Source organism: Janthinobacterium sp. NKUCC08_JDC (assembly GCF_019345575.1).
In the GTDB taxonomy this organism is placed as follows: Bacteria; Pseudomonadota; Gammaproteobacteria; order Burkholderiales; family Burkholderiaceae_D; genus Janthinobacterium; species Janthinobacterium aestuarii.
Map to the genome: position 1 here is coordinate 265,364 of NZ_JAHKQW010000005.1, position 22,298 is coordinate 287,661.

21 protein-coding genes and 1 tRNA gene are annotated in these 22,298 nt (G+C 55.8%); 5 read left to right on the forward strand and 17 right to left on the reverse strand.

Annotated elements, in window-relative coordinates:
- Positions 1–55: 55 nt before the first annotated feature.
- The 9 genes from KO538_RS15530 to KO538_RS15570 all read right to left on the reverse strand — a co-directional run bounded on the left by KO538_RS15530 (position 56) and on the right by KO538_RS15570 (position 8,998).
- Positions 56–691 (reverse strand): lytic transglycosylase domain-containing protein, encoded by a 636-nt coding sequence (locus KO538_RS15530; RefSeq protein ID WP_219328856.1) that lies wholly within the window; start codon positions 689–691, stop codon positions 56–58.
- Positions 692–768: 77 nt separating this feature from the next.
- Positions 769–1,275, reverse strand: a complete 507-nt coding sequence (locus KO538_RS15535; protein WP_219328857.1) for a hypothetical protein — start codon at positions 1,273–1,275, stop codon at positions 769–771.
- Between the two features lie 155 nt (positions 1,276–1,430).
- On the reverse strand, positions 1,431–2,045 hold the full coding sequence (locus KO538_RS15540) for a DUF4400 domain-containing protein (RefSeq protein ID WP_219328858.1): 615 nt from the start codon (positions 2,043–2,045) through the stop codon (positions 1,431–1,433).
- A complete protein-coding gene (gene traD, locus KO538_RS15545; RefSeq protein WP_219328910.1) occupies positions 2,039–3,952 on the reverse strand; it encodes a conjugative transfer system coupling protein TraD in 1,914 nt (637 codons plus the stop codon). The genes KO538_RS15540 and traD overlap by 7 nt, the downstream gene beginning before the upstream one ends.
- A gap of 2 nt (positions 3,953–3,954) precedes the next feature.
- Positions 3,955–5,772, reverse strand: coding sequence for a MobH family relaxase (gene mobH, locus KO538_RS15550; protein WP_219328859.1), 1,818 nt, complete (start codon positions 5,770–5,772; stop codon positions 3,955–3,957).
- Positions 5,773–6,237: 465 nt separating this feature from the next.
- On the reverse strand, positions 6,238–6,828 hold the full coding sequence (locus tag KO538_RS15555) for a hypothetical protein (RefSeq protein WP_219328860.1): 591 nt from the start codon (positions 6,826–6,828) through the stop codon (positions 6,238–6,240).
- A gap of 129 nt (positions 6,829–6,957) precedes the next feature.
- A complete protein-coding gene (locus KO538_RS15560) occupies positions 6,958–7,500 on the reverse strand; it encodes a cysteine hydrolase family protein (protein WP_219328861.1) in 543 nt (180 codons plus the stop codon).
- A gap of 110 nt (positions 7,501–7,610) precedes the next feature.
- Entirely contained in the window at positions 7,611–8,069 is a 459-nt protein-coding gene (locus KO538_RS15565) for a hypothetical protein (RefSeq protein ID WP_219328862.1), read from the reverse strand.
- A gap of 347 nt (positions 8,070–8,416) precedes the next feature.
- Positions 8,417–8,998, reverse strand: coding sequence for a FlhC family transcriptional regulator (locus tag KO538_RS15570; RefSeq protein WP_099411102.1), 582 nt, complete (start codon positions 8,996–8,998; stop codon positions 8,417–8,419).
- Positions 8,999–9,702: 704 nt separating this feature from the next.
- On the opposite strand from KO538_RS15570, the gene KO538_RS29765 reads away from it, so the two are divergent.
- Positions 9,703–10,398 carry a S24 family peptidase gene (locus tag KO538_RS29765; protein ID WP_219328863.1) on the forward strand — a complete coding sequence of 232 codons (696 nt, stop codon included), beginning with the start codon at positions 9,703–9,705 and terminating at the stop codon, positions 10,396–10,398.
- 97 nt (positions 10,399–10,495) lie between these two features.
- Here KO538_RS29765 and KO538_RS15580 read toward each other — a convergent pair whose 3' ends face one another.
- The 4 genes from KO538_RS15580 to KO538_RS15595 are packed head-to-tail and all read right to left on the reverse strand — an operon-like array spanning position 10,496 to position 13,623.
- Positions 10,496–11,671, reverse strand: coding sequence for a DUF945 domain-containing protein (locus KO538_RS15580; RefSeq protein WP_257620387.1), 1,176 nt, complete (start codon positions 11,669–11,671; stop codon positions 10,496–10,498).
- Between the two features lie 51 nt (positions 11,672–11,722).
- Positions 11,723–12,745: a toprim domain-containing protein gene (locus KO538_RS15585; protein WP_219328864.1), complete on the reverse strand. Its 1,023-nt coding sequence runs from the start codon at positions 12,743–12,745 to the stop codon at positions 11,723–11,725.
- Entirely contained in the window at positions 12,732–13,091 is a 360-nt protein-coding gene (locus tag KO538_RS15590) for a hypothetical protein (RefSeq protein ID WP_219328865.1), read from the reverse strand. The genes KO538_RS15585 and KO538_RS15590 overlap by 14 nt, the downstream gene beginning before the upstream one ends.
- Positions 13,084–13,623: a hypothetical protein gene (locus KO538_RS15595; RefSeq protein ID WP_219328866.1), complete on the reverse strand. Its 540-nt coding sequence runs from the start codon at positions 13,621–13,623 to the stop codon at positions 13,084–13,086. The genes KO538_RS15590 and KO538_RS15595 overlap by 8 nt, the downstream gene beginning before the upstream one ends.
- Before the next feature lie 664 nt (positions 13,624–14,287).
- Here KO538_RS15595 and KO538_RS15600 point away from each other — a divergent pair.
- The 4 genes from KO538_RS15600 to KO538_RS15615 all read left to right on the forward strand — a co-directional run bounded on the left by KO538_RS15600 (position 14,288) and on the right by KO538_RS15615 (position 19,607).
- Positions 14,288–15,073, forward strand: a complete 786-nt coding sequence (locus KO538_RS15600; protein WP_219328867.1) for a DUF1845 domain-containing protein — start codon at positions 14,288–14,290, stop codon at positions 15,071–15,073.
- Between the two features lie 1,029 nt (positions 15,074–16,102).
- Entirely contained in the window at positions 16,103–16,309 is a 207-nt protein-coding gene (locus KO538_RS15605; protein WP_205704585.1) for an excisionase, read from the forward strand.
- Entirely contained in the window at positions 16,279–17,520 is a 1,242-nt protein-coding gene (locus KO538_RS15610) for an Arm DNA-binding domain-containing protein (RefSeq protein WP_219328868.1), read from the forward strand. The genes KO538_RS15605 and KO538_RS15610 overlap by 31 nt, the downstream gene beginning before the upstream one ends.
- Before the next feature lie 524 nt (positions 17,521–18,044).
- The gene (locus tag KO538_RS15615) at positions 18,045–19,607 is read left to right on the forward strand and encodes a hypothetical protein (RefSeq protein WP_219328869.1); all 1,563 of its coding nucleotides are present in this window, start codon (positions 18,045–18,047) and stop codon (positions 19,605–19,607) included.
- A gap of 507 nt (positions 19,608–20,114) precedes the next feature.
- Here KO538_RS15615 and KO538_RS15620 read toward each other — a convergent pair.
- The 4 genes from KO538_RS15620 to KO538_RS15635 form a co-directional block, all read right to left on the reverse strand.
- Positions 20,115–20,189 (reverse strand) — tRNA-Val (locus tag KO538_RS15620).
- Positions 20,190–20,269: 80 nt separating this feature from the next.
- Positions 20,270–20,986, reverse strand: coding sequence for a DNA polymerase III subunit epsilon (dnaQ, locus tag KO538_RS15625; protein WP_034755584.1), 717 nt, complete (start codon positions 20,984–20,986; stop codon positions 20,270–20,272).
- Positions 20,987–21,087: 101 nt separating this feature from the next.
- Positions 21,088–21,525, reverse strand: a complete 438-nt coding sequence (rnhA, locus tag KO538_RS15630) for a ribonuclease HI (protein ID WP_034755581.1) — start codon at positions 21,523–21,525, stop codon at positions 21,088–21,090.
- On the reverse strand, positions 21,518–22,294 hold the full coding sequence (locus tag KO538_RS15635; RefSeq protein WP_219328870.1) for a class I SAM-dependent methyltransferase: 777 nt from the start codon (positions 22,292–22,294) through the stop codon (positions 21,518–21,520). Before KO538_RS15635 ends, rnhA begins: the two co-directional genes overlap by 8 nt.
- Positions 22,295–22,298 lie beyond the last annotated feature (4 nt).

Here is a 22,298-nt window from a genome sequence, read left to right on the forward strand (position 1 = left end):
AAGCTGGCTACAGCCATTGCCGTGGCGGCGAGTGCGGCATGAGCAACAGAGCGTCTCATGTCAGCCCCACTGCCACCAAAGAAGGCTGCGTTGGAACGACCGATTCAGCTCGCGTACTTTTCTGCGTCCGGTACTTGCCCCGCGGCGTAGCGCGGCGTATTGCCGGCGGCCTGGTATTGGTGAGAAAGCCATATACGCGCCAGGCATAGCGGGTGCGCGTAGCCTGACATTGGGCCTCATCCAGTTTGGTACACGAGGCGTTGTACGCACCGATCGCCTCCCAGGTATTGCCGTACCTGTGCAGCTTTTCCACGAGAATGCGGGAACCAGCATGAATGTTTTTACAGGGCTCATGCAAGTCTTGCTCGGTCACTCCCAAATTACGCAGGACCCGTGGATCAGAATTGACCCCCATATAACCGATATCCACGGTACCGGTTTGGCGCAGATGGCGGCGATTGACTGCGTTCGGATCCAGTGACGATTCCGCTTGAGCAATCGCATAAAGCAGCGCTGCCGGCACATTGTGACGAATGGCGGCTTGATCCCAGCAAGCCCAGGCAGAACCCGGACAAACGACAAGGATCGCTATAAAGCACGAAAGAGACCGTTCCATGGCAAAGAGCAGGCATAAACCCGAAAGCGTTGATCCACCGGCGCGCGCAGGCGCCAGACCATCGAGGGTATACATCGGGTAAGCCTGGCTTCAGCCTGGCAAGGTCACTTCAGGTCGCATACCCGTTTGCGGTATGCCTTACGATCTGCTCTTTATGGCAGATGTGATATTGCTCGCTCGGCGATGTTACGCCGTGCCTGTTCAAATATTTTGCTGTGCGCCCCCTCTTCTTGCAGGGCCAAGGCGATGCACGCGGTCGTAAACTGTCCCAGATCGAATCGAGGATGGGGATGCCGGTTCATTTCTGACTTCTGCAGCGCCAGCAACAATACATACTGGGCGCGCCAGATTTCCTCCTGTCGACGCGGCATGCATTGGTCGCGCAACACCATTCGGGTATGCAAAAACGAAAAAATATGCTTGGCGGGTTCCGGCTGCGCAAAAACTCTCGCAATACAAGCACTAATCAGATCGGGATGTCGCAATTTTGGCGAACAATTGTGATGATGGTTGAACAGCTGGTCGAGCTGATGAAATTCCTCCAGCCATACCAGTGTACCGACCGTTTCCTCACACCCCGTCGATGAGGCCGCAGAACGATGCGTAGCGGCCTTGTGAACAGAAGATGAGGATGGTATCGGACGATATTCAGTATTCATGGCGACTCGAAATCAAAAGTGGCTACGTACGACATCATGCTAGCGCATCGCAGAATCAATGTTTGTCCAAAAAGTCGCGCTTTTTGTGGACTATTTGGATTAACCCAGTTTCGCTTCGGTGAGTAGCGATGGCTGCAAGGCTATTACTGGGAAGCTCACGCATAGTGCACTGCCATTTGTCCTGCCAGCCATGCGACCACGAACAACATGGCAGGTAGCAGAAACGGGGACAATTGAAAAGGAAGCACACACGCGACAGCCAGCAGACAAACTAGAAAAATCGCTATCCCCATCGCTGCCGCGAACCACTCCGGGTGCTGCCTGGCGAATTCCAGGCGTTTAATTCGCCGGCGCACCAAAGCGTCCACGATACAGGCTGTCATCAGCACCACGAACGTTGACCACCACTGTACAAGGCCGGCCAGTCGATACAGCGCCAGCATGATCAACGTATCGAGCGACCGGAAATAACTGCTCTGAAAAAGCTGCAGACTTACCCGCCCCAGGCTATTGGCGATGGGTTGTGCGACCGGATCCCCCTTCACCTCGTGGGCTGGAACCGATGCCGGTTCGATGGCCAATGCAGCTTGATACTCAAACAATCGGCTCAACACGCGGCGTGCATACGGACTCCCCCAGCAATCAGCACTGGCGATATGTTCTGCGCGAATCTGCGCGACAAATCGCTGCGGGGGAAAGGCTGACGGCAAGTACAGCACCAGAATCAGGAGCACGCTCAGCGAAACAATGGCCGTCAACCGAATCAGCATGTCTCCCCCTTTTCCTTCTCTTCGAGGCTAGCATCGTCCACGCCAGGGTCGATCAGCGTAAACCGTCCCTTGTAGACATGGCCGCCGGAAACTGAGGCGAAAAACTGCAAATTGGGCAGCTTACCCAGGATCGATGGCGGCACCAACTCGTTGACTTCCTCGCTCAACTGCGTTGAATCGACCGCCGTATAATCCGTGAAATGGCCATCTCTGGCCGTGTTATGCCCCACTTTCATGTTATGGATGGTGGTCTGACCTAGTGTTTCATTGATGAACTCTTGAGTGGGCTGATCTTTTGTTCGGAAGGCGATGAGGTTATTCAAGTTCCCCAATGCCATGCGTGCCGCCTCCTGGCTGCCAAGGCGTTTTGCCAGGTCAGCAATCGTCTGCATCGCGGCCGTGGTATACAGCCCTCCCTCTGCCCCCTTGTTCAGTATCTCGATCAACGGCTGATTGATCACGTTCGACAGCTCATCCACAAACAGGGAAATGCGCCGCTCCCCTCCCAGGTTGTAGCGAATTCCTGAGCGGGCCGCCAGGTCGGCGAGCGCCATGGCGCCTATGGCCGTTGCAACGGAAGGATCTGGCAACGAGTCCAGACACAGCAGCAGGACGTGTCCGGCGCGCTCGATCTTTTCCAGATTCATGATCGGACGCTGATCGTCCGCATCAAAAGGATCCGGAGACAAGCTTTTCCCGAGATCGCCGGATGTCAGCATGGACAAGATCGGTAAGAGATTGGCGGTTATTTTTTGATAATGTTCGCGGTTATGCTGAAATACCCGGACTTGCGAACTGACCACCGGATCACGCCGAGCCTCATGTACGTGGTGATCGTAGTACGTCACATACGCCAACAGTTCATGACTCGCGGCCGGGGTCGGCGATTTGATCTGTCCTCGCCGTGCTTTATCCAGCAAGCGCACCATCTCAGGTGTGCTACGCCACTGCATGCCAAGGAGCTCTTCATAAAAACGCTCGAGCGCCTGTTCCAGGATGGGTTCGACGCCTCCTTCAATATATTGCTTCAGCTTTGCCAAATTCGGGCGCCTCTCCAGTTGCACCATCCCTTGCACGACCACATTCACCGCGTCCCAACCAAATGCGCTGAACGTTCCGGCTGTGTCCGGCGGCATGATCGACTGAATACGGGAAGCGACTTCGGTAGGTTTTTGCCAATTGAACGTGAAGTCGAGACGAACACCCGTTTCCGGAAAGGCCGGATGAAACCAAAGAAAGCTATCTGGCTCGCGATACAGTTGACAGGCCTTCATGACCAATCGCTTGAGGCGGCGTGAATTTTTCGGATCAATAATAATGACGACGTCGCCACGTCGGATGGCTTGAAAAATCAACCAGCCAAGGCATACCCCTTTGCCCGACTGAGTGGTTCCGACCACCAAGGTTCCACCTTCAAAGTTCTGCAAGGGCCGCATCAACAAGCGCTCGTCTGACTCGACACCATGAATCCAGGGTAGGCCAATCTCTGCGTCGGATTGTGGATTAGGCTGATATCCCAGAGCCCGTATGAGCCAGGGAGAAATGGTCATTGCGCGATAATCGATCTTGATCAGCTCGTAGAGGCGCTGAGAGTGTAGCGGCAGCCAGATAAAGCCCAGCCCAAACACGACCTGTTCTGGATCACCTGTCCATGTCGCCAACCGGGAAATTGACACCATTTCCATCGCGCGGCCAGACAACGCGGCACGAATACGTACGACGCGCAAGGCTTGCCGGCAGCGGATCAACGCGACGAGTATTGAAAAAAAGATGGCAGTAAAACCCGCACGCGGTGGCAAATGATCAGGTATCAGAAAGTAAAAAATGGCGGCGGCGAGCATCCATGCCAGGGCGGCAGCCGCCTCAATGGGACCACGCCACGGCATTTCATACCGGCGCAGCAACATGGTCAACCTGCGTTCGAATTGATTGGGGGCTCCCCTGCTCCATCCATACCTTCGACAAACCGGCTGGCGATAACCATGCCGGCCAGTTGCTTGCCATGCAGGGCGTGGTATTCAACAGGCTCGGTCCCTGCTGGACCTGCCACCAGCATGTTGGCATCGGCAAGTGCGCGTTGCGCCATCTTCGCATCCGCCTGTCGCGCGACGAAGGCATCCAAGGGGACGAACAGGCCGGACGCCATGGGATAACACGCAGGTGGCAAGCTCGTATCATTGAGAGACTGCACGATAGCCTGCAGTATCTTGGCAATGCCAGGATTGAGGCGAATCGGTGCGCGTAACGAGTAGCGTCCCTTTGCTGACTGCATTGGCTCGGTATTTTTAACCTTCTTCGCCCTTCCTTGACGAGCACCCGCAGGTGGTTCGATACCAGTGTCCGCCACAGTTGGGGGAACCGGTGGGATGGATGGCAACGACCACTGACGATCGCTCACCTCCGGCGACGTCGCTGGGGCAACCCATTCGCCCTGAACCTGGGAGGCTGCCGCCTTCGCCTGCCGTTGTCTAGCATCATGCTCCGTAGCTGGCACCTCGTCATGAGCGCGGTGGACAGCAATATCCATGTCCAGCGCCACTGGTAGCGGGTGCAACACAGCAAGGACAACGCCTGGCGTCACCAGCTTCAACGCCTCCAAGGATTCAGGGGCGCCTGGCGGCCGGATTGACCAAACAGACTCGTCAGTATTCATTGGCACGATGATCCCGGCATCGCTCAGAATTTCCATGGCCTCTACCGGAGAGGCAGGTAAGCCATACAAACCCTCGTCTTCCAGCAAGGTGAGTATGTCGCTTATACCGTTCGGCCACACCAGAAACAGGCCGTCCCGCCCGAGCCACATGCGGGACCGTTCCGCATTGGGCACCCATCCCTGATGTGACTGCACGAGCTCGCGCATTGCTTTGAGCAGAAACCTGGCAAGGTAAGCCCTCGCGCGGGCCTTGCCTGCTTGCGTGTCGGCTTCGCGCAAGTCTCGGTAGATCACCAAAGTCGATGCACGATTGACGAGATGGTCAATGACGTTGTGATCTTGATATTTCACTTCACCACTGATCGCCGCAAGCATGTGGGCGACGATCATCGAGTCGTCGTGACTCAGGTAGGCCAGGGTATCTGGCGGCAGGATCATCGGTAGCGCGAACAATGACAGGGAGCGGCACTCCTGTCTGGCCTCACCCCATCGGACGAACAGACGGTCAACCTCGTGTTTGTCAATCCACTCCCCAAGGGGTGCCAGGTATGGCTGCCACACGGTTCCATGCGCATCACTCACAACGACCGTGTCCAATACGCGGTAGAGGTACGCGCATAAACCCGCGGCGAACGTAGCAAAGCGCCAGCGTGGCTCCAACTGTCGACGGGTTGATATCGTCGCCCTGCCAGCGAAAATCTGCGAGTCTGTCGCTTGCAGTGCGAAGAATGCGGTCTCCATGCCCAGGCGGACTAAACCTCCAGGGCGAGCAAAAAAACTGTCCTGCGTCGCTGGCAAGACATTCACGTAAGCGATGTACTTCCTGATGAGCGGAAGCATTTCCTTGGCAAAGGCCTTAGCATCGCCGCCATAGGCCAGTTTGATGCGCCCCAGGATATCCCGATTGTCGTCCGAGATCGCATCGACACTCCGGGGACGTATCCCGCCGTCACGCGCATGGCCGTTAATGGGATGTAAACGTTGAGGACAGGTGGGCGTGGCTTGACGGCCGCGATCACATTGACGATGGTGGCCATGCCAACCCAGGTATTTGAAGAGATTCACTGTGGCCATAAGACACACTCACGTGGCTATGTGAGCATTATGGCTATGTAGATCAACGTACGTCCACATGAAAGCCTGCCTTTCGCTGCGACTATTCACCGACAGAATGACGAGGAATTCAGCGGTGTAACGCCACTGCCAGCACTTGGCTGCAATCCATTCCTGCAGTCTCTGCCAAAAGGTCATGCAAATCGCATGTCCGAGCTCAAGCGGCAAATAAATACTCCCAAGGTATTTCATCTCTCAGCAGGAGCCAGACACCACTTACAAGGCGAGGTCATTGACAACTAGGCACCCTCCTTTGAGCGAAGCTAGATGTACAGGAAGTTGAGCCTCGATAATCGGCCGGAGCATAACGATCTGCAAGACTTTAGCCAAACGGGCAACCCCTTTGAGAACACGTTTACCATCCTGTCTCTGGCAACCGTGAACGAGCGCTTTCGCCCCTTTGCGGACCTTCGCTTGCAAGTACCCTTATGAATTCAGAGAGAACGAGGCGCTGTCGCCGAGCGAAAGAACGGCTTCTAAGTGGTTAGTGCCCGCCTTGCGTGCAAGCACGTCGTCAAGGCAATGCGTAGTTAGACGAACGCGTGCCTGATTTGGGCGTGTGAAATCCCATAAGACGCCAAAGGTGAAACTCGTATTGAGCTCATTACTGATCGCTGCCGCCAGTTGGCCATTTGAGGTCGTGGCCTCCACGGAAAATGCCTCATGCAGTCTTGGACGGGCCCGTATTTCTGCAGCCATTTCCTCACTTATTGTGAAATCTGTCTGGGAGACCGGCTCGTCATCCGGGTATAGCTCTTGAATTGTCCGGCCGCGTGCGGTAATGCCGCATGCCTCGATCAGCTTCACGCTCAACGCTTCGCCGGGCAAAATTGACTGTTCGGCGACCCAAATCAAATGGCCGCATCCCCCATCAGAGTAATTGCCACCGTGTGCATCCAGCACTGCTTTCGGCGCTTGATCGAGCGCACCATGCACAGATACATCTACGACATCCATTCCCGCAAGGTCGATTGTTATGAAGTGACTGCCATTGACTTCAATTGTTATGCCGGGCATGGTTGCTTTCATTTCAGGATAAATCGCATTGACGGGGGGCGTTCTGATCAGAAGTCGAATCGATACTGCTAGTTGAACGACTGGTTTTGGCCGACTGATGCCCTTTCAAATTCCAGGCCAAACGGCTAACTAAACGCCATCCAATGCGGCTTCTGAGTGAATTACGGTCGCATATTCCCCGTCAAGATTGGCAAGGGCCATGGCATGTACCTCATCGGCAGAACGCTGCGTGCCATTAAAGTCAACCTTCGCGTATGCATAGGTGCCGTCAGATACTACGAAAGTCTTGAAGCCCAGGTTGCCAGCGGTTCGTGCAGTACTTTCTACGGAATTATTGGTACTGACCCCGACGACGACGATGGCTGATTCGCCGCGAGCATGGAGCCAACGCTCAAGCCCTGTATTGATGAAGGCATCGGGTACGTTTTTCTCGACAACATGCTCATGTGCCAGAGGTGCCAGCGCCGGCTGGAATTCCGCACCGGACTGACCTGGCCAAAACGGAGAACCTGTTGTCCGGGACATGTGACGGACATGCACTACGGGAGAGTTGCGGGCGCGCCAGGCGCTTAACAGTTTCGCGATGGTGGCCTCAGCGTGATGATTGTTCCGGACATCAGCCTTGGCCCAGGTCATTCCCACTTGCATATCGATAATAAGAAGAGTTGTCATATTCGTTGCGCATGAATTTTAAATACCGGATGAGGGTAAGACGAACGGCAGCTCTTGGCCGGTTGCCGTCGTTGGCGGATTATGTCCTAAAGCAGACGTCTCAGCACTCCTCAGGAACGCGCGGTCGCCAACGGCTTTGCGTCTGGGTATCGTATCAAGAACGAATGGATGGCTTGTTCAGGCAGGTTGATCAGAATCGTTCCACTGCTGTCCCAACACGCGATCTCGAACAACGCGCCCTCTAGTTGCGGTTTCGGTTCCGTACCATCCCAATACTGCGGATTGTCCTCGACGTATGGCGCGGGAGCAGGTATCGGACGAAGCCCCTTAGGTACCGCGCTGAATACTGCCCAGATAAACTGGACCTCATAGGTATGCAGGAAGGCTTCAAGCTCGTCGCCAGTGAACCATTGATCATCCGGCGAGAAACCTGGTGGTCTCCAGTTCGTTTCGATGTCGCTGACGTACCAGTCATAGTCTTGCGGCGCAATGTTCGCGGCCTCGAACACGTCGCGCATGTTCGTGTACCAGCGAACTTGACTCGTTTTTTCAAGGATGATGTTCTTCATGTGGCTCTTAATCCTCACACGTTGAAAGACCGCTTCTGGCCTATTGTGTTGAAAAACGCGGGTACGTTGACCTGTGGATAGAATTCCTGCCAGCCTGGACTGGCCAGAACCGTCGCAATTGAACGATCACCGACGGCTTGGAGATTTGAGACATTCCGAAATGGTTGCCGCTCAACATTTTCAACACAATAGGCCGATAGCGGACGGGCCGAATGGCGCAGTGTACGAGATTATTGCATTAATGACCAGTACATGGGATTACGATGGGCATCAAACCTAATAGTAGATAGCAATGCATAACCATTAATACAGAACTACAAGAAAACTCTGAACAATCCATTAAATGACTAATTTTGCTTTACGGCCAGGCGCAGGTCAGGTTTGCAAGCAAAGCTCGATTGAATACGGGAATCGGTGGCATACCGTTTAACGAGCTTGCAAAACACACAGCCGGAGTGATCCGCCGAGGTATCCCCGAGTGCGATCAGATAGCGGCAGCGGCAACGCGGGCAGGTATGCAGCGCCAATTGCGATGAATGGTGGGTCCAAATGCCCTCTACGCTAGCGATCAGCTCGAAAGCTCGGTCAAACGAAATGCTGGATCGGCCAGTCCACCGCTCTCGGTACATCTTGTAGGCGCAGACCATGGCCTTGCGTGCCGAACATGCGTGCTGTGTGCGCAGGAAATGAAAAATAGTGGCGATCAGTGACGCCTCGGCACGTTGCACCAGTGTCGCCATATGGTACCAATCCTGCGAGCTAGGCCATCGACCGCCGGTGGCCGCGCGGTCATTGTAGAAATATTCCCGCAGCAGTGATGCACTCAATCCGGTCAAATAGGCGACGGTTTTCATCCGCGCGCCCTGTTCGACGCAGGATTTGGCAAGCTGCAGGGCCTGAATGTGCCGCTCTGCATGTTCGTATGCCATATGTCACCTATGCGAGGCGCGCATGAGCCGTAGTAGCCTGGCCGGCACGCGATGGGCCACGGGTTGCATCCTGATCAACAGCGCGGACCCGGCACAACGTCATGGCCAATACGGGCGGCGTTTCAAGGAGAGTTTTAAAATTACCTATCGGCTTAAACAAACTTTCATGCGACATGCTAGCGGCAAGCTGCTGCAAGGAGTCCACGCTCATTGCGGCCAGTGTCTCGGCTGAGGCAGTGTCAAGGTGAAAGGTACAGCATGTGGCAAGGGGGTCTTGCTTCAGACCCACCTGGATAGTGAGTAAGTAATTTAAGTTGAGGTACTGCACGTCCGTGTATCGAATCGCGTCTTCCATGGTCCACCCCGCTTTGCCCCGCTACGGCGGGGCGTGGTCATTCATCCGGTTTCCGCTGTGCACTCTGCCACGTCGGTCAACGAATGGGCGAAGTCATGGGTAAGAGGACTGCGCGCGACGGCATTAGCACATTAAAAAAAGACTACTCCGCAAAATTTCAAAGGTCAATAGCAACTGCTAATCGAATCAAAATATTTATGTGCACTTTAGCAAAATTTTACTAGAGGAAATGCGATTCTCGCCCTAAAATCGAACTCTAGCCCATAAAAATCTACCCGTAACAACTGCTACAAATAATCTACAAACAAATCAAAGTCTCTCACTTTACCCCTGCACGGAGACAAAAATCGTGACAATAAGCAATAACATTCCGCTTACTAAAGATGCCGTCCGCGAACTGGACATTGATATCGTGCCTGGTGTCCGGCAGCGGCTAATTGCAGAACTCGACAGACGGGAAGTACTTCCGAGCCAGCGCGAGCACTTCCTGAGTGACATTACCGGGCGAGCGCTGCAAACAGTGGCGCGCTGGATCGATGAAGAAAAACCAGGTCTGCCCGATCTGAAATCCCTCGCCATTGTCTGCATTCAGTTCGACATGGATGCGAACTGGATCCTGGGATTGACATCGCATCGTCTCCCGTTCCCTAAGCAACAACTATCTCCACAGGTTCAGGAACAGGTCTACCGTCATGAAGAGCCCACCTTTGACTGGATCGGTCACATGCTCGGGCACACCGCATCGTTCACCGGCCCCAATCAAGTAGGAGTGATGAACGGAGATGACATGGCTCCACTCATCCATGATGACGCCCCATTTTTTTTTGATGCGACGGTCAATGAGGTGGAGGTCAACGGAATCTATCTATTGGATTACCAAGGAAGGCGCCTTGTACGACACATTGAAATCATCGTGGGAGAAGGCCTATTACTTCGTTGCGAAAACCAACGCTACAAATCAACTCTTGTAAAAATATCAAAAGCAATGCTTACCCTGAAAATTGTAGGACGTGTTAAGGCCGCCATTAACATCAATCGTTTTTGACGTTTCAAGACTCGCCTCACGTTTCATTGAGCGAAATTCCCCGGTAGCCAAGCTACCGGGAGAACCCAATCGTCGTGGTGTTAGATTTCATGCCACGCTACTGTGCTTCAGCGACCTCGCTCCACTCCTTCAGCGAAAATTCGAGCATTTTTCCACCAAACTCCTCAAATTCAGTGGCGCGATCATAGTCACCCACTTCTTGCGAGTAACCAGTCACCGCATTGAGCAAGCCATAACCGTTCAACTGCCGCTCGGCAATCAGATGGCGTAACACGCCGGCACGTTCCGCCTCGTTCAATACGAAGCGATTCGCTAGCACCTCCACAGATTTCACCGGATCGCCCGTCAATGCGATGCCCATGGTCTTGCGCATCTTCTCCGATATCAGTTGAAAGGTCGTCTCCGACACAGCGGTCTGCACCATGTCCCGCGCTTTCAGAAAGATCGCGCGATCTTCAGCCTCGACCGTGTCATCTTGCAGCACAACGTCATCACCACACTCGAGCAAACGCCCAGCATGGTTTTTTCGCATCGAGCGCTCACAAGCGATGAGCCCATTGCTGCATTTCAGCCGATAAATCAACGGGTCCACGCGCAACCGCCCCACCCCGATCTCCGAATTACTGACTACGACGCCGGCCTGCAAAACGTCTCCTGGCACGACCTCATGCGTCACCTCGGCACTCACGACCTTCAAATACATCTTGGTTTCGGTCAGCTCCACCGACTCAAAACGGGCACCGGGAAGTTTAAGCAAGATCGGTAAAATGCTGTGGGCCAAATCGATGTTGTCGAGCCGACGGAAGCGCGACGACAAGAATGCCCTGGCCCGACCCGCCATGGTTCGCACCATATAGCTGTCTGTGGCATTGATTCTGAGCCACGCATTGATGTTTTCATCGAGCAGTTCGGTATCAAACGAACGCATACGCTTAAAGTACAGCAATGGTATATCCAGTTTCCTTGCCAACTGCGCGCAGGCAAAATCGTTCATCAAGTATCGCTTCTTGCCATAGGGCTCATCAATGACGAGATTGCACTGCCCTGCCGCCGTCGTCTCGCTGACCAGCTTCGTCGCCGGCACGATCATGTCCTTCTTGAGTGCCGCCTGCCGCTCAAGTTCGATGACGAGTTGTTCCAAAGGACGTCCTGTTTTCATCACAACCTCCATGAAAAAAGCGGGCGATGCAGCTCCCTGGCGGGAGTGCATCCCCGCAGGGTCAAGCACGCAGAATTCACTGAGTTCCACGTGGGCGCACGATTGCGCCAACATGCGGCGCCCAAACGGCCACCGCGCCACATCTACTGTTTTGCTCTCGGGACTTCACGCCGCATGACGCGCGCGATGTGAAATCTTCAGTAACACCTCTGCCCAATCGGCGCCCGCCGACTTCGGCACAAACACCTCGGCCGATCTCCCTGTCCTTCCTGCATGGGATTTCAGGTAGCGACGCGCAAGGCTATAAGCGGCAGCCTGCCCATCAAAAAATGCATGCGCATCGTTGTCAGCATAAATGCGCAGGCGTTTGACTGTTTCCGGTATCCACAGCTTTTCCAGGTTCCCGGCACTTATCCCCGCCCACACTGGCTGATGCGAACGTTTCATGACAGCCAGCGCGGTCTCGATGCCTTCACACACAGCCAATTCGTCTGAGGATGGCGCCAGACGAATGGCAGCACCACCTATGCCAGCACACAGCAGCTTCTTGACTGCACATTCGCGGGCCTTCTCGCCATTGCTCAAATACGTCCGATGCAACGACACCGTGCGCCCGCTCTTGTCCTGTACGCAGGCCACCATGGCAGGGTAGCGTCGCACCACAACGGCTTGACCAGTGAGCACATTGCGCTCGTAGTAACCCAACGCAGGATGCATGCGCAGCGTCGATGGGTACCGCTCCAGGTTGATGCCACGGTTCCGCAGATACCTGTCCACCTCATCTCCCGGTGTCACTGGCACTGTCTCGGCCAGAATCCTCCGAATCAGGCCATCGCGCTCTGTACGCGAGTCCTGTGGGAGCGAGATCACCGCCCTCGGCTCAGTCATGCCAAGATAGCCTTCTACCCTGCTCAGCGCGTCAACAGCACTGAGCCCCAAGCAGCCCATTAGCAATTTAAATCCGCCACCGGCGCCGCAGCCACGGCAAACATAATTGCCGTGGCCAAACTTGTCCGTGTATTGAAACCGGTCAGTGCCGCCGCAATCACCCAAGGGGCACGGCTGATTGCGTTGATTGAGCACTTTGGCATCCACACCCAGCGCCAGCAAAATTTCCGTCCATCGACCAAACGCGCGCTGCTTGACTTGCTGAAAATGCGCGTTGAATTCTTCCTTATTTCTGCTCATGTTGACCTCCCCCTGTCAGGCCCAAGAGAACTGCCTCGGGGCACGCCACACGGCGCGTAAACAGCCACCCATGCTCGATGGCAAAGCCAACTCGCCCCGACAACAGTTCGTTGAACGTGAGAAATCTCGTTCGTCTCTCCGGCCGGCCTCGCTGTGGATCGACCTGAAAACCGCCGGGCACCAGAGACAAGCGTATCGACCGCAGTTCCTGCCCGAGATAGAAAACACGGCCTGGCTGCCCCACAACGATCTCGCTTTCCTTGATTCTGAAGGTCAGCTCGTCGACATCTTGCACCTGGCAAAAGCGAACGGAAGGAAATGCAGCGGCAATGGTGGCGTCACGCATGGCAACCTCCCTTCCTGCCAGTCTGGCGCGCTCCCCTGCCACCATGGCCATTTAAGTGAGACTCACCATTCTCTGCATTCAACGATGTAAAAAGATCGGCTTCATGGAGCTTGATCTGCTCATTCATCCACTGCGGATTCTTGAACAAATTGTCGGAAATCCAGTCTGGCTTTGCCAGTACCGCTTGGCGGGCCCACTCGGGGTAGTCCTGCAGCGCAGTCATAAACCAGCGGCACAACTGCGAACCAATCCAATCGCGCACCTCCTGCGCATCGATGGCGCCGATGAATGGCACCTGCGACAACGGACTACCACTCACCACCTTCATGCAATTGACGAAGGAAAACGGCTGCGTATCGCGAACCGGGTCCGTAAACACCCAACGGACCAATTCAAATTTCTCATCCAGTGGCGTGCGCGGGTCGCTGAGCAAACTTACTTTGCGCAATAGCCACCAGTGCAATGCCACCAGCTCCTCTTCGGAAAATTCAATCGCGTCATCATTCGTTTCGCGCGCGGATACCTTGCTCACAGGTTCGCGCGGCGCGGCTCGATGGAAGGAAGTGTCCCTATCCTGGGGGACGCGACAATAGTTGATCTGAGATCTGCTCATGATTGCCTCGCACAAGAAAAAGAGACGAGGCAAGTCCCTCCCGGGATGCATCGTCCCAAAGGGGGAAATAAATCATCCGGTTGCTGCGACGCACCGGAACTTCAATTGACTGGCTTGATACTGTCGGCTGATGCCGTTTCGGCGGGGATGCCAGCTACCGTCCTGAAAACGCATGCAAAGTGCTTTGACGTAACGGCGCGGTGCGCGTGGCACGTCAAAACCCTCTCGTTATTCAGGAACACGGACGTCACGCCTGGAAACAGGAGACGGTCCAATCGGTGCTGCGGTGCGCTGGGCGCAATTGATCAGGCTTGCCAGACGATGCAGGGCTAGCTGCTGCGATAATACTTTAGGTCGCCCTCCCCGGCCTGTCAACACAGGTTCGACGAAAAATGCTTCCGGCAAATCCACCGGCACCGGGATCACGCAGTGGCGTACGCATCCATACGGGTATCGACGTGCCCGAGTGGCAAACACAGTACCCGCAAATACGCTTCCAAAGCTCCGCGCATTCCTCTTGAATCAACAGGATGGTGAGTACACCATGTTATGTAGCCCAGTGGGCATTTTCGAGGACATCACCATGAACTACCCAGCTCCCACCCATTTGATCGTCACGCGTGATTATGGCGAAACCAACAGGAAGTTGCTGGCCAAGGAGGCCGCCGCCGATCTGACACGCGTCGAATCAGCGAGCCGCAAGGTCAATATCTCGCTCGCCAGTCCGGAAGGCAAGCGTTTGTACTTGCGCTGCTTCTACGTATCACAAGCGAATTTCCATTTTATTTCCGTCTTTGCCAGGATGAAATTACCAGCCGAGGATGTCGATCAAGTGGAGCAGGAATTGCGCACCATGCTTGACGCGCGCATTGTCCTTGCCAACCAGCGGATCGTCGCCTTCGAGAAACTATGCCATCAACATGGCATCCACGAACTGGCCAGCTACGACATCGAACCTCTCGCCCTCGAAGCAAAAGTCTTTTCCATGTTTGGCCGGCGTTTACTGGAATTGATCAGCAAAGTCGACCAGCTCATGCCCATGCTCGAAACCTTGTGCATTGACGAGGTGCTCTCGACAAGCCAGCTCATCACCGAAAAATCGCAGATCAAGAAAACCGTACGGGCGGTGACCGCTACCACGCGCGCGCTATCCCTCGGCCTGCTCAAACGTATCAATACACTGCCCGCACCCGAGCGCAAGCCCACCGCACCGAGCAGCCTCCCCTCCCAGGGTGATGATTCAGCCACCTCTCCAGCGTTCACTGGAGTGACGCAACGAGCAGACCATCCGGCACCAAATCCGGCCCCTGAGCGGGTTTTAAGCACTCCAGTCGCCCCATCCAGCGAAGAGGTGCCGGCGAGTCCCTGACGAGCCTTACAGCCTTCCTACCCGTATCCCGGATAGGAAGTCTACCCCCCAACCAACCGGCACGGAGGAAGCCATGTGCCTTAAATTGTTACTCTGCAGTGAAGCGCCTGCGGCACCGGCATGGTGCTTAGCAGCGATGGAAGTCGCATTTGGTCCGTCCTATCGGGTGGAGCCAAGAGGCGACAGCATGTTGCCTCTCGAGACGCCGCAACGACACAGCGGCATAGCAATCATGGTGATTGAGCAGGCAACCAGGTTCGACCCGCATGATGTCCGGCGCCTGATCGAATGGTGCCATGCCCACGACAAGGTGGTGTTGGCATGCGGAGTGTTAACGGAGGACGAACGGGAATCCTACGGATTGAACCATTGCATCGAATTGGATGTCATTGCCACACATGCACCACGCTGTATTCAATGGACTTCCTGCGCCGGCACGCTTCACCTTTTCGAAGAGATGTTCGTGCCAACGCTGAGAACCGTCCAGCGCACTTCTCATCTCTATTGCTCCGGGCTACGATGCCAGCACCATCGCAGTAGAGAGACAACAGGAACGCAGCGGACATGGACACCTCGCCAGGGTCCTGAGCGTAGGAAGTGTCTCACAGGCCAATCCCATGCCCGCTCTTTTCCACGGGGTGACAATCCATCGGCCACACCCCACTGACACCGCCCGCTACAGCATCCCTCAATTGCCGTGAAATACCACCAAAATATGCCGGTTTTCAACTTGATGCCCACGATCAGCACAGCCACCATGGCTCAGGATCATCCGTCATCGGTCATGCAGACAGCACATGATGAAATACATCTCCCCTTCGAAATATTCGCCGTCTGTCACCCGTGATGCATCCTGCCGTGGCCCAGTCGGCAATATCCGAGGGGGACGCCGATCGCCATATGGATTGCCCAATGGATCGTGCGCGCATCTCATTTGATATGCCGCTGCTGGCATCGGATACTAGGCTCAGGAATTCAACATAATCATCGTGCAGCGCTGGCGCGGCACACCGGACGATGGAGGCTCAAATGGAACATCCTGTCACGTGGGTAAAAATCAGCAAATACGCCGAACTCACCGGCGATACGGCAGCAGCCGTGCACGCCAGACGGCGTGCCGGCAAGTGGTGCGACGGCATACAATGCAAGGTCGTCGATGAAATGCTTTGGGTCAATCTCGCTGCCGCAGAAAAATGGGTGGAAACATGGGGGCAAAGAACAGCGGTACGGGCATAGAGCTGCGAAAGGGAGCGCGCTCGGAAACGATACGCATCGTGTTCCAATACAAGGGGAAACGCTGCCGCGAGCCGCTGAAACTCGAACATACGCGCAACAACATCGCCTACGCCAGGCGCCTTCAGAGTGCCGTGGTCAGTGCCATCGAACACGGCACCTTTGTGTACGAGGAATTCTTTCCCGATTCGCTCACCACCCAACGCCAAAAAGAGGCACAGGCCGACGCGCAGGCCGCGGTTGCCGCGAAGGTTCGTCCGCCAGTGCGCGTGGGCGACCTGCTGCGCGACTACCTGCTGATCGCAAAGCGCAACCTGGAATTGTCGACCTACAACTGCTACCAGCAGGTGGCGAAGAACCATCTGCTTCCCCAATGGGAGGACAAACCGGCCGCCGAACTGACCACGCGCGACCTGCGCAAGTGGATCATGAGCCTGAACGGCAAGAGCAAGACCATCCAGCTAATCCTCACCCCGATGCGCAACGCCATCGAGCTGGGCGTGACCGAAGGCGACCTGGAGTCGAATCCCTTCGACAGCATCAAGCTGGGCAAGCTGCTGCCGCGCGACCAGCGCGTCAGCAAGTTCAAGGCCGACCCATTCAATATCGACGAGATGGAACTCATCCTGAAAGCGTGCGAGCGCGATGAAGAGCGCAACATGCTGCAGTTTGCCTTCTGCACCGGCATGCGCCCATCCGAATACATCGCGCTGCAATGGGCGGCCGTGGACGAGCCGCACCACCAGGTCAGCGTGGCCGGCGCATTCGTCGACGGAGAAATGAAGGATCGTGCCAAGACGCTGAGCGGCTTACGCACGATCGACATGCGCTGCGGCGCACTTGACGCGCTGCAGGCACAGCGTGCCCTAACGGGCGCTGGCGGCGGGACGGTATTCCTGCACCCGCGCAGCGGAAAGCCGTGGCAGGGAGACAAGCCCATCTACAACTGCTGGAAACGCATCATCAAGGCCAGCGGTGTGCGCTTCCGCAATCCCTACCAGACGCGCCACACTTTCGCCTCCAACCTGCTCATGCTCGGCGCGCTGCCGCTGTACGTCGCTACGCAAATGGGCCATGCAGACACGACCATGATCGTGCGTACCTATGGCAAATGGATAGCTGCGGGGCTAGACCATGGACGCAGGGAACGGCTGCTGCGCCTGTATGCACAGACGAACCCGCTGCGGGCAGATGAATTCCCGAAATACAATTAGAAATACTTCACAGACCCGCTCAATGTATCTCCAACAGATGAGTGAGCAGGCAGGCGAAAGAATCGATTGATAGCCGAACCGTCTGCGCAGGCGATGATGCCATTCAAGTACCCGCTTACCAACCCAACGCCGTTTGCCGGGCTTCTCGCGTGACTCCGCGCAGTAACGCGCAATGCGTGCTGCGATCCCATGACGGCGCAGCCAAGTCCTGTGCGCTTTGAGGAATATACTCGGTCGGCATGCAGCCTCCCCGGACGCTTGCGTACCTAACTTGGCAGCCATTTAGCGGGAAGGAACAACTCTGTCGCCTACCCGTCCAGTGACGCAGAAACCGAAAATTTCGACTTGTCTATGGTCAAGAAAAATTGCAGGCGTTTCCATATACATTCTTGATGCAATTAAGGCGGATAGATGAGTGGCAGTGGAGCTAGAAGTTCAAGGTGTTGACCGCGATCGCGATTTTGATACCTAGCAATAAGTAGTCAGCTCCGTAGAATAGAGACAACTTCTTTTCAAGGAAAAACATGCTACCAGCTATTAATCAACTGCCGACGCTAGGATACCTGCACAAAGTAATATGCGATAGCTTGGGACTGTGGAACAGCGACAACGAAGACGTCACCTTCCACGTCACGGCCACCGAGCAAGAGCGGCGTACAGCGTTGCGACAAGCTTTCGATGTAATTGAAAAAGAGGACGACGTGTATGGATCCCTCGACGACTTGGTCGCGGTTACTATCCAGTTCGCGCCAAAGGATAGTCAGAGCGTTAAAAAAAGTAGGACGATCCAAAGCTATGTCAATCATCTATCCAAAACCGACTTTGAATCCCTCGAAGAGTATATGGAGTTACGCCAATACATCATCGTGTTGCTCAACGAGCGTTACGCCCGCTGGGGCCTAGCCGAACTGGCGGTCAGCTTTTACGTGTCGGCGCTTGCCCACTACCGGGAATTTATCAGAGAGTACGCCTGCGATGCGCAGAGTCAAAAGTACAGTTATCAGTGTTTTCTCAGTCAATATCTTCGCTTGCTGACGGGGGCTCTAACCCGCGAGTTGTTACCAGACGATACTTGGCCGGATGCGGCGCTGAATGAACCGTGGCCCTTGAAGGGATTCGCTGATGCTGCTTGCAAGATCACCGGTACGTCGCTGCATAAACTTCACCAGTACCACGAATTTCAGCGAGAGGGACCGCTGAACGAACAAGCATGGATGCGTGACTTCACCTCTCAGCGGGTCAATACTCGGTCCAAACAGGTAATCGAGCGGCTACGCAAGTCCAGCCGGATGAAGTGGGAAACTTTTTACCCCACCCTTCAACCGCTGACTTACTACCTACCGAAGGCGATTCATGAAAAGGCATTCGCGACTCATGCGTTTGCGGCCATGATCGCTCACAACCTCAATGTCCATGTGGCGGCTTACGGGCCATTCGAGCCTCCCGCAAGAGGCCATCTGACGCACGGCCAGGTTGATCAGAGTCACGCAATACCTAGCAGCGACTTGCTTGATCTGCTATTCAACGACTATCCAATTGGCCACGAAGTCTTCGCCCAGCAAGCACCCAACCGCTATCAAGCTCTGCTCGCCGGAATTAGAACCCTGCCTGGCTCACTGAGCCTTGCAATGGACATTCCGAGCAGCCTGGAGCTAATTTACGAAAAAGGACATAGGAGGCTCATCGAAGGGGCATCGCACGCAACGTTAGTGAACGGCCCCAACTGGATCAAAGAATGGGCGCGAGCCCGAGATGCATTGTTTATCGGTGACGCCGGGCTTGCGCTCGCGCACTTCAGTACTGCACTAGATCAGGCAAAGTACGCGGCGGGGCCATTATTTATCCCCTTCTACATACAGGTGTGTGCATTCTGCAAATCGCAATATCGGGTACTTGCGGAGCGGAAAGAAGAGGAATTGTTCGAGCGGCTCTACGAAGGCTTGGGCAGCAACGCCGCGCACTACGCAAAATTGGTAGGCTATACCCCGCAGTGGGAGCGGGACCCGAAGACTCTGATACCCCACACAATGCTACCTCTGAAGTCGCGGTTGATTATCAGGGAAATCGACGCGCTGGCGAAAATCTAGTGCAGTGGGATCGCACCGACCTTCCATGGGGCATCCTATGTAGACCAAGCTTTCGAAATGCATCACTTTACCGGAGAGTGATGCAACTTACAGTGATCCGGAAAGGAGATAAAAATGAGCAAAGGTAGCGGTAATAACGGGGGCCGTAGTGGTGGCTCCCAGGGCAGTGGCAGTAAAGGTGGCGGGGCAGCTGGCGGTGGCCGTGGGCAAGGAAATGGCGGAGGGTGGCCAAGTGGAACGGGCAAGCCATCCGGCGGAGGGCGCAGCAATGCCCCCGCCCCCGCTGGCAACAAATAGGTCTGACGCTGGTTTAGCTTAACAATTCCGTCGAGAGGAAGCGCCCGCAAGCTAAGCTTGTGGACTCCATTGACGTGAAAACGGCCGCAGGAAGCGGCCGTATCATTTTGGGCTGGACAATGGACGAAAATCCCATTGCCCCAAGTTTGCCCCAAGTTCCTATTCAGACAAGATATGAAATCCTAAGTCATTGAATACAAACGAAAAATTTGGTGGGAAGTGCAAGTTTCGAACTTGCGACCCCTGCAGTGTGAATGCAGTGCTCTACCCCTGAGCTAACCTCCCGAAGCGAGGCGAATTATCGCATAGGTGTTGCGGCATCTGCAAGGGCTGGCAAGAGGAAATTTACCTAGCCCCGCTTTTTCTCAGGCGGCCGCTGGCGGCGACGTGACGGCGGTCCAGATGCACTGGCCTTTGGCGGCCTTGTCGAGGCCGGCGATGGTGGCTTCGTGGGCGGCGAGCTCGTCGGCCGTGGCGCTCTGGAAGATGACTTCGGCCAGGGGCACGATTTCCAGCACGGCGCCGTCGGCGGCCACTTCCACTTCTTCTTCCATGCTCAGGCTATTTTGCCCGCGCGTCATGGCCAGGTAGACGTCGGCCAGCAATTCGGAGTCGAGCAGCGCGCCGTGCAGCTTGCGGTGAGCGTTCGAGACGCCATAGCGGTCGCACAGGGCGTCAAGCGAATTGCGCTTGCCCGGGTGCATTTCCTTCGCCTGCACCAGGGTGTCGATCACGCCAACCACTTGCTCGTGCACGGGTGGCAGGTTCAGGCGCTTGAATTCCGCGTTCAGGAAGCCGATGTCGAACGGGGCGTTGTGGATGATCAGTTCGGCGCCGGCGATGTAGGCACGGAACTCGTCGGCGATTTCCGCGAATTTCGGTTTGTCGCTGAGGAATTCCGTCGTCAATCCGTGGACGGCCAACGCGCCCTCTTCCGAATCGCGCTCGGGATTGATGTAATGGTGGAAATTATTCCCCGTCAACATGCGGTTGTTCAGCTCGACCGCCCCGATCTCCAGGATGCGGTCGCCCGTGCGCGGGTTCAGGCCGGTGGTTTCAGTATCGAGAACAATTTGACGCATGGCAGATTCAGTCGTAAAAGCAAAAAGCGAAGGGCACAGTATAGCAAACCTGTGCCCTCCGGTTACGTCCCGCGCGCTGCTGCAGGGCAGAAATTTAGTTCTCAGGCACGTACCGTTTCCACGCCCAAGTTGGCCAGTTGATCGGCCCGCTCGTTGCCCGGATGTCCATTATGGCCGCGCACCCAGCGCCATTCCACTTCGTGCACGGCCTGGGCGATGTCGAGCGCCTGCCACAGGTCGACGTTTTTCACGGGCGCCTTGGCCGCGGTTTTCCAGCCGCGCGCCTTCCAGCCGTGGATCCATTCGCTGATGCCCTTCTGGACGTACTGGCTATCGGTATACAACACCACCTGGCACGGACGTTTGAGCGCCGTCAAGGCTTCGATCACGGCCTTCAATTCCATGCGGTTATTCGTCGTATTCAGTTCCCCGCCATAAATTTCTTTCTTGGCGCCATCGGCCACCATCAGCGCGCCCCAGCCGCCCGTGCCGGGATTGCCCTTGCATGCGCCATCGGCGTAAATCTCAACCTTATCCATCTTGTTGTTCCCGCCTTTTATTCGTGACCGGTGCGCCTGCGGGCGCCGTCGCCGGTTTCTTGGTCCACGCCGGACCGATCAAACGCATCCCTTTGACGCGCTTGATCGCCTGCACTATATACACTGCGCCCAGATATGGCCACCAGCGCGCACCTGCCTTGTCCATGAAAGCGTTACGGCGCAGCCATTTTTCTGTCCTGCAGGCAGGTGCGTAGCAGCCGAAGTAGCTTTGACTGACGCCCATGTTGAGCAATTTTAACCAGTCTTTCATGCGCGGCATAGAGATCAGCTCGCCGGCTTGCGGCAGGTAGTGGCGCCCCGTGACCCGCCCCACCCCCTGGCGCATGCCCCACAGGCTGGCCGGATTGAAGCCGCAGACGATCACCCTCCCTTCCGGGATCAGCACGCGCTCGACTTCGCGCAAGACCTGGTGCGGCTCGGCAGCAAATTCGAGTACGTGCGGCAAGACCACCAGGTCCAGGCTTTGCGAATCGAACGGCAACTCATCGAAGGCCGACACGAGGGTCAGGCGCTTCTCTTGCGGCGGGCGCGGAGGCAAGCGCGCATCGAGCAGCCATTTGTTCGGCATGCGGTTGGCGGCCAGCGCGTCGAGCTGGGGCAAGCCGATCTGCACGGCATTAAAACCGAAGATATCGACGGTCAGGCTGTCGAGGCATTGCTGCTCCCAGGCGCGCACGTACAGACCGGCCGGCGTCTGCAGCCAGCCGTCAAGCGCTATAATGGATTTTTCGGATGCCACACTGTCCATTCAG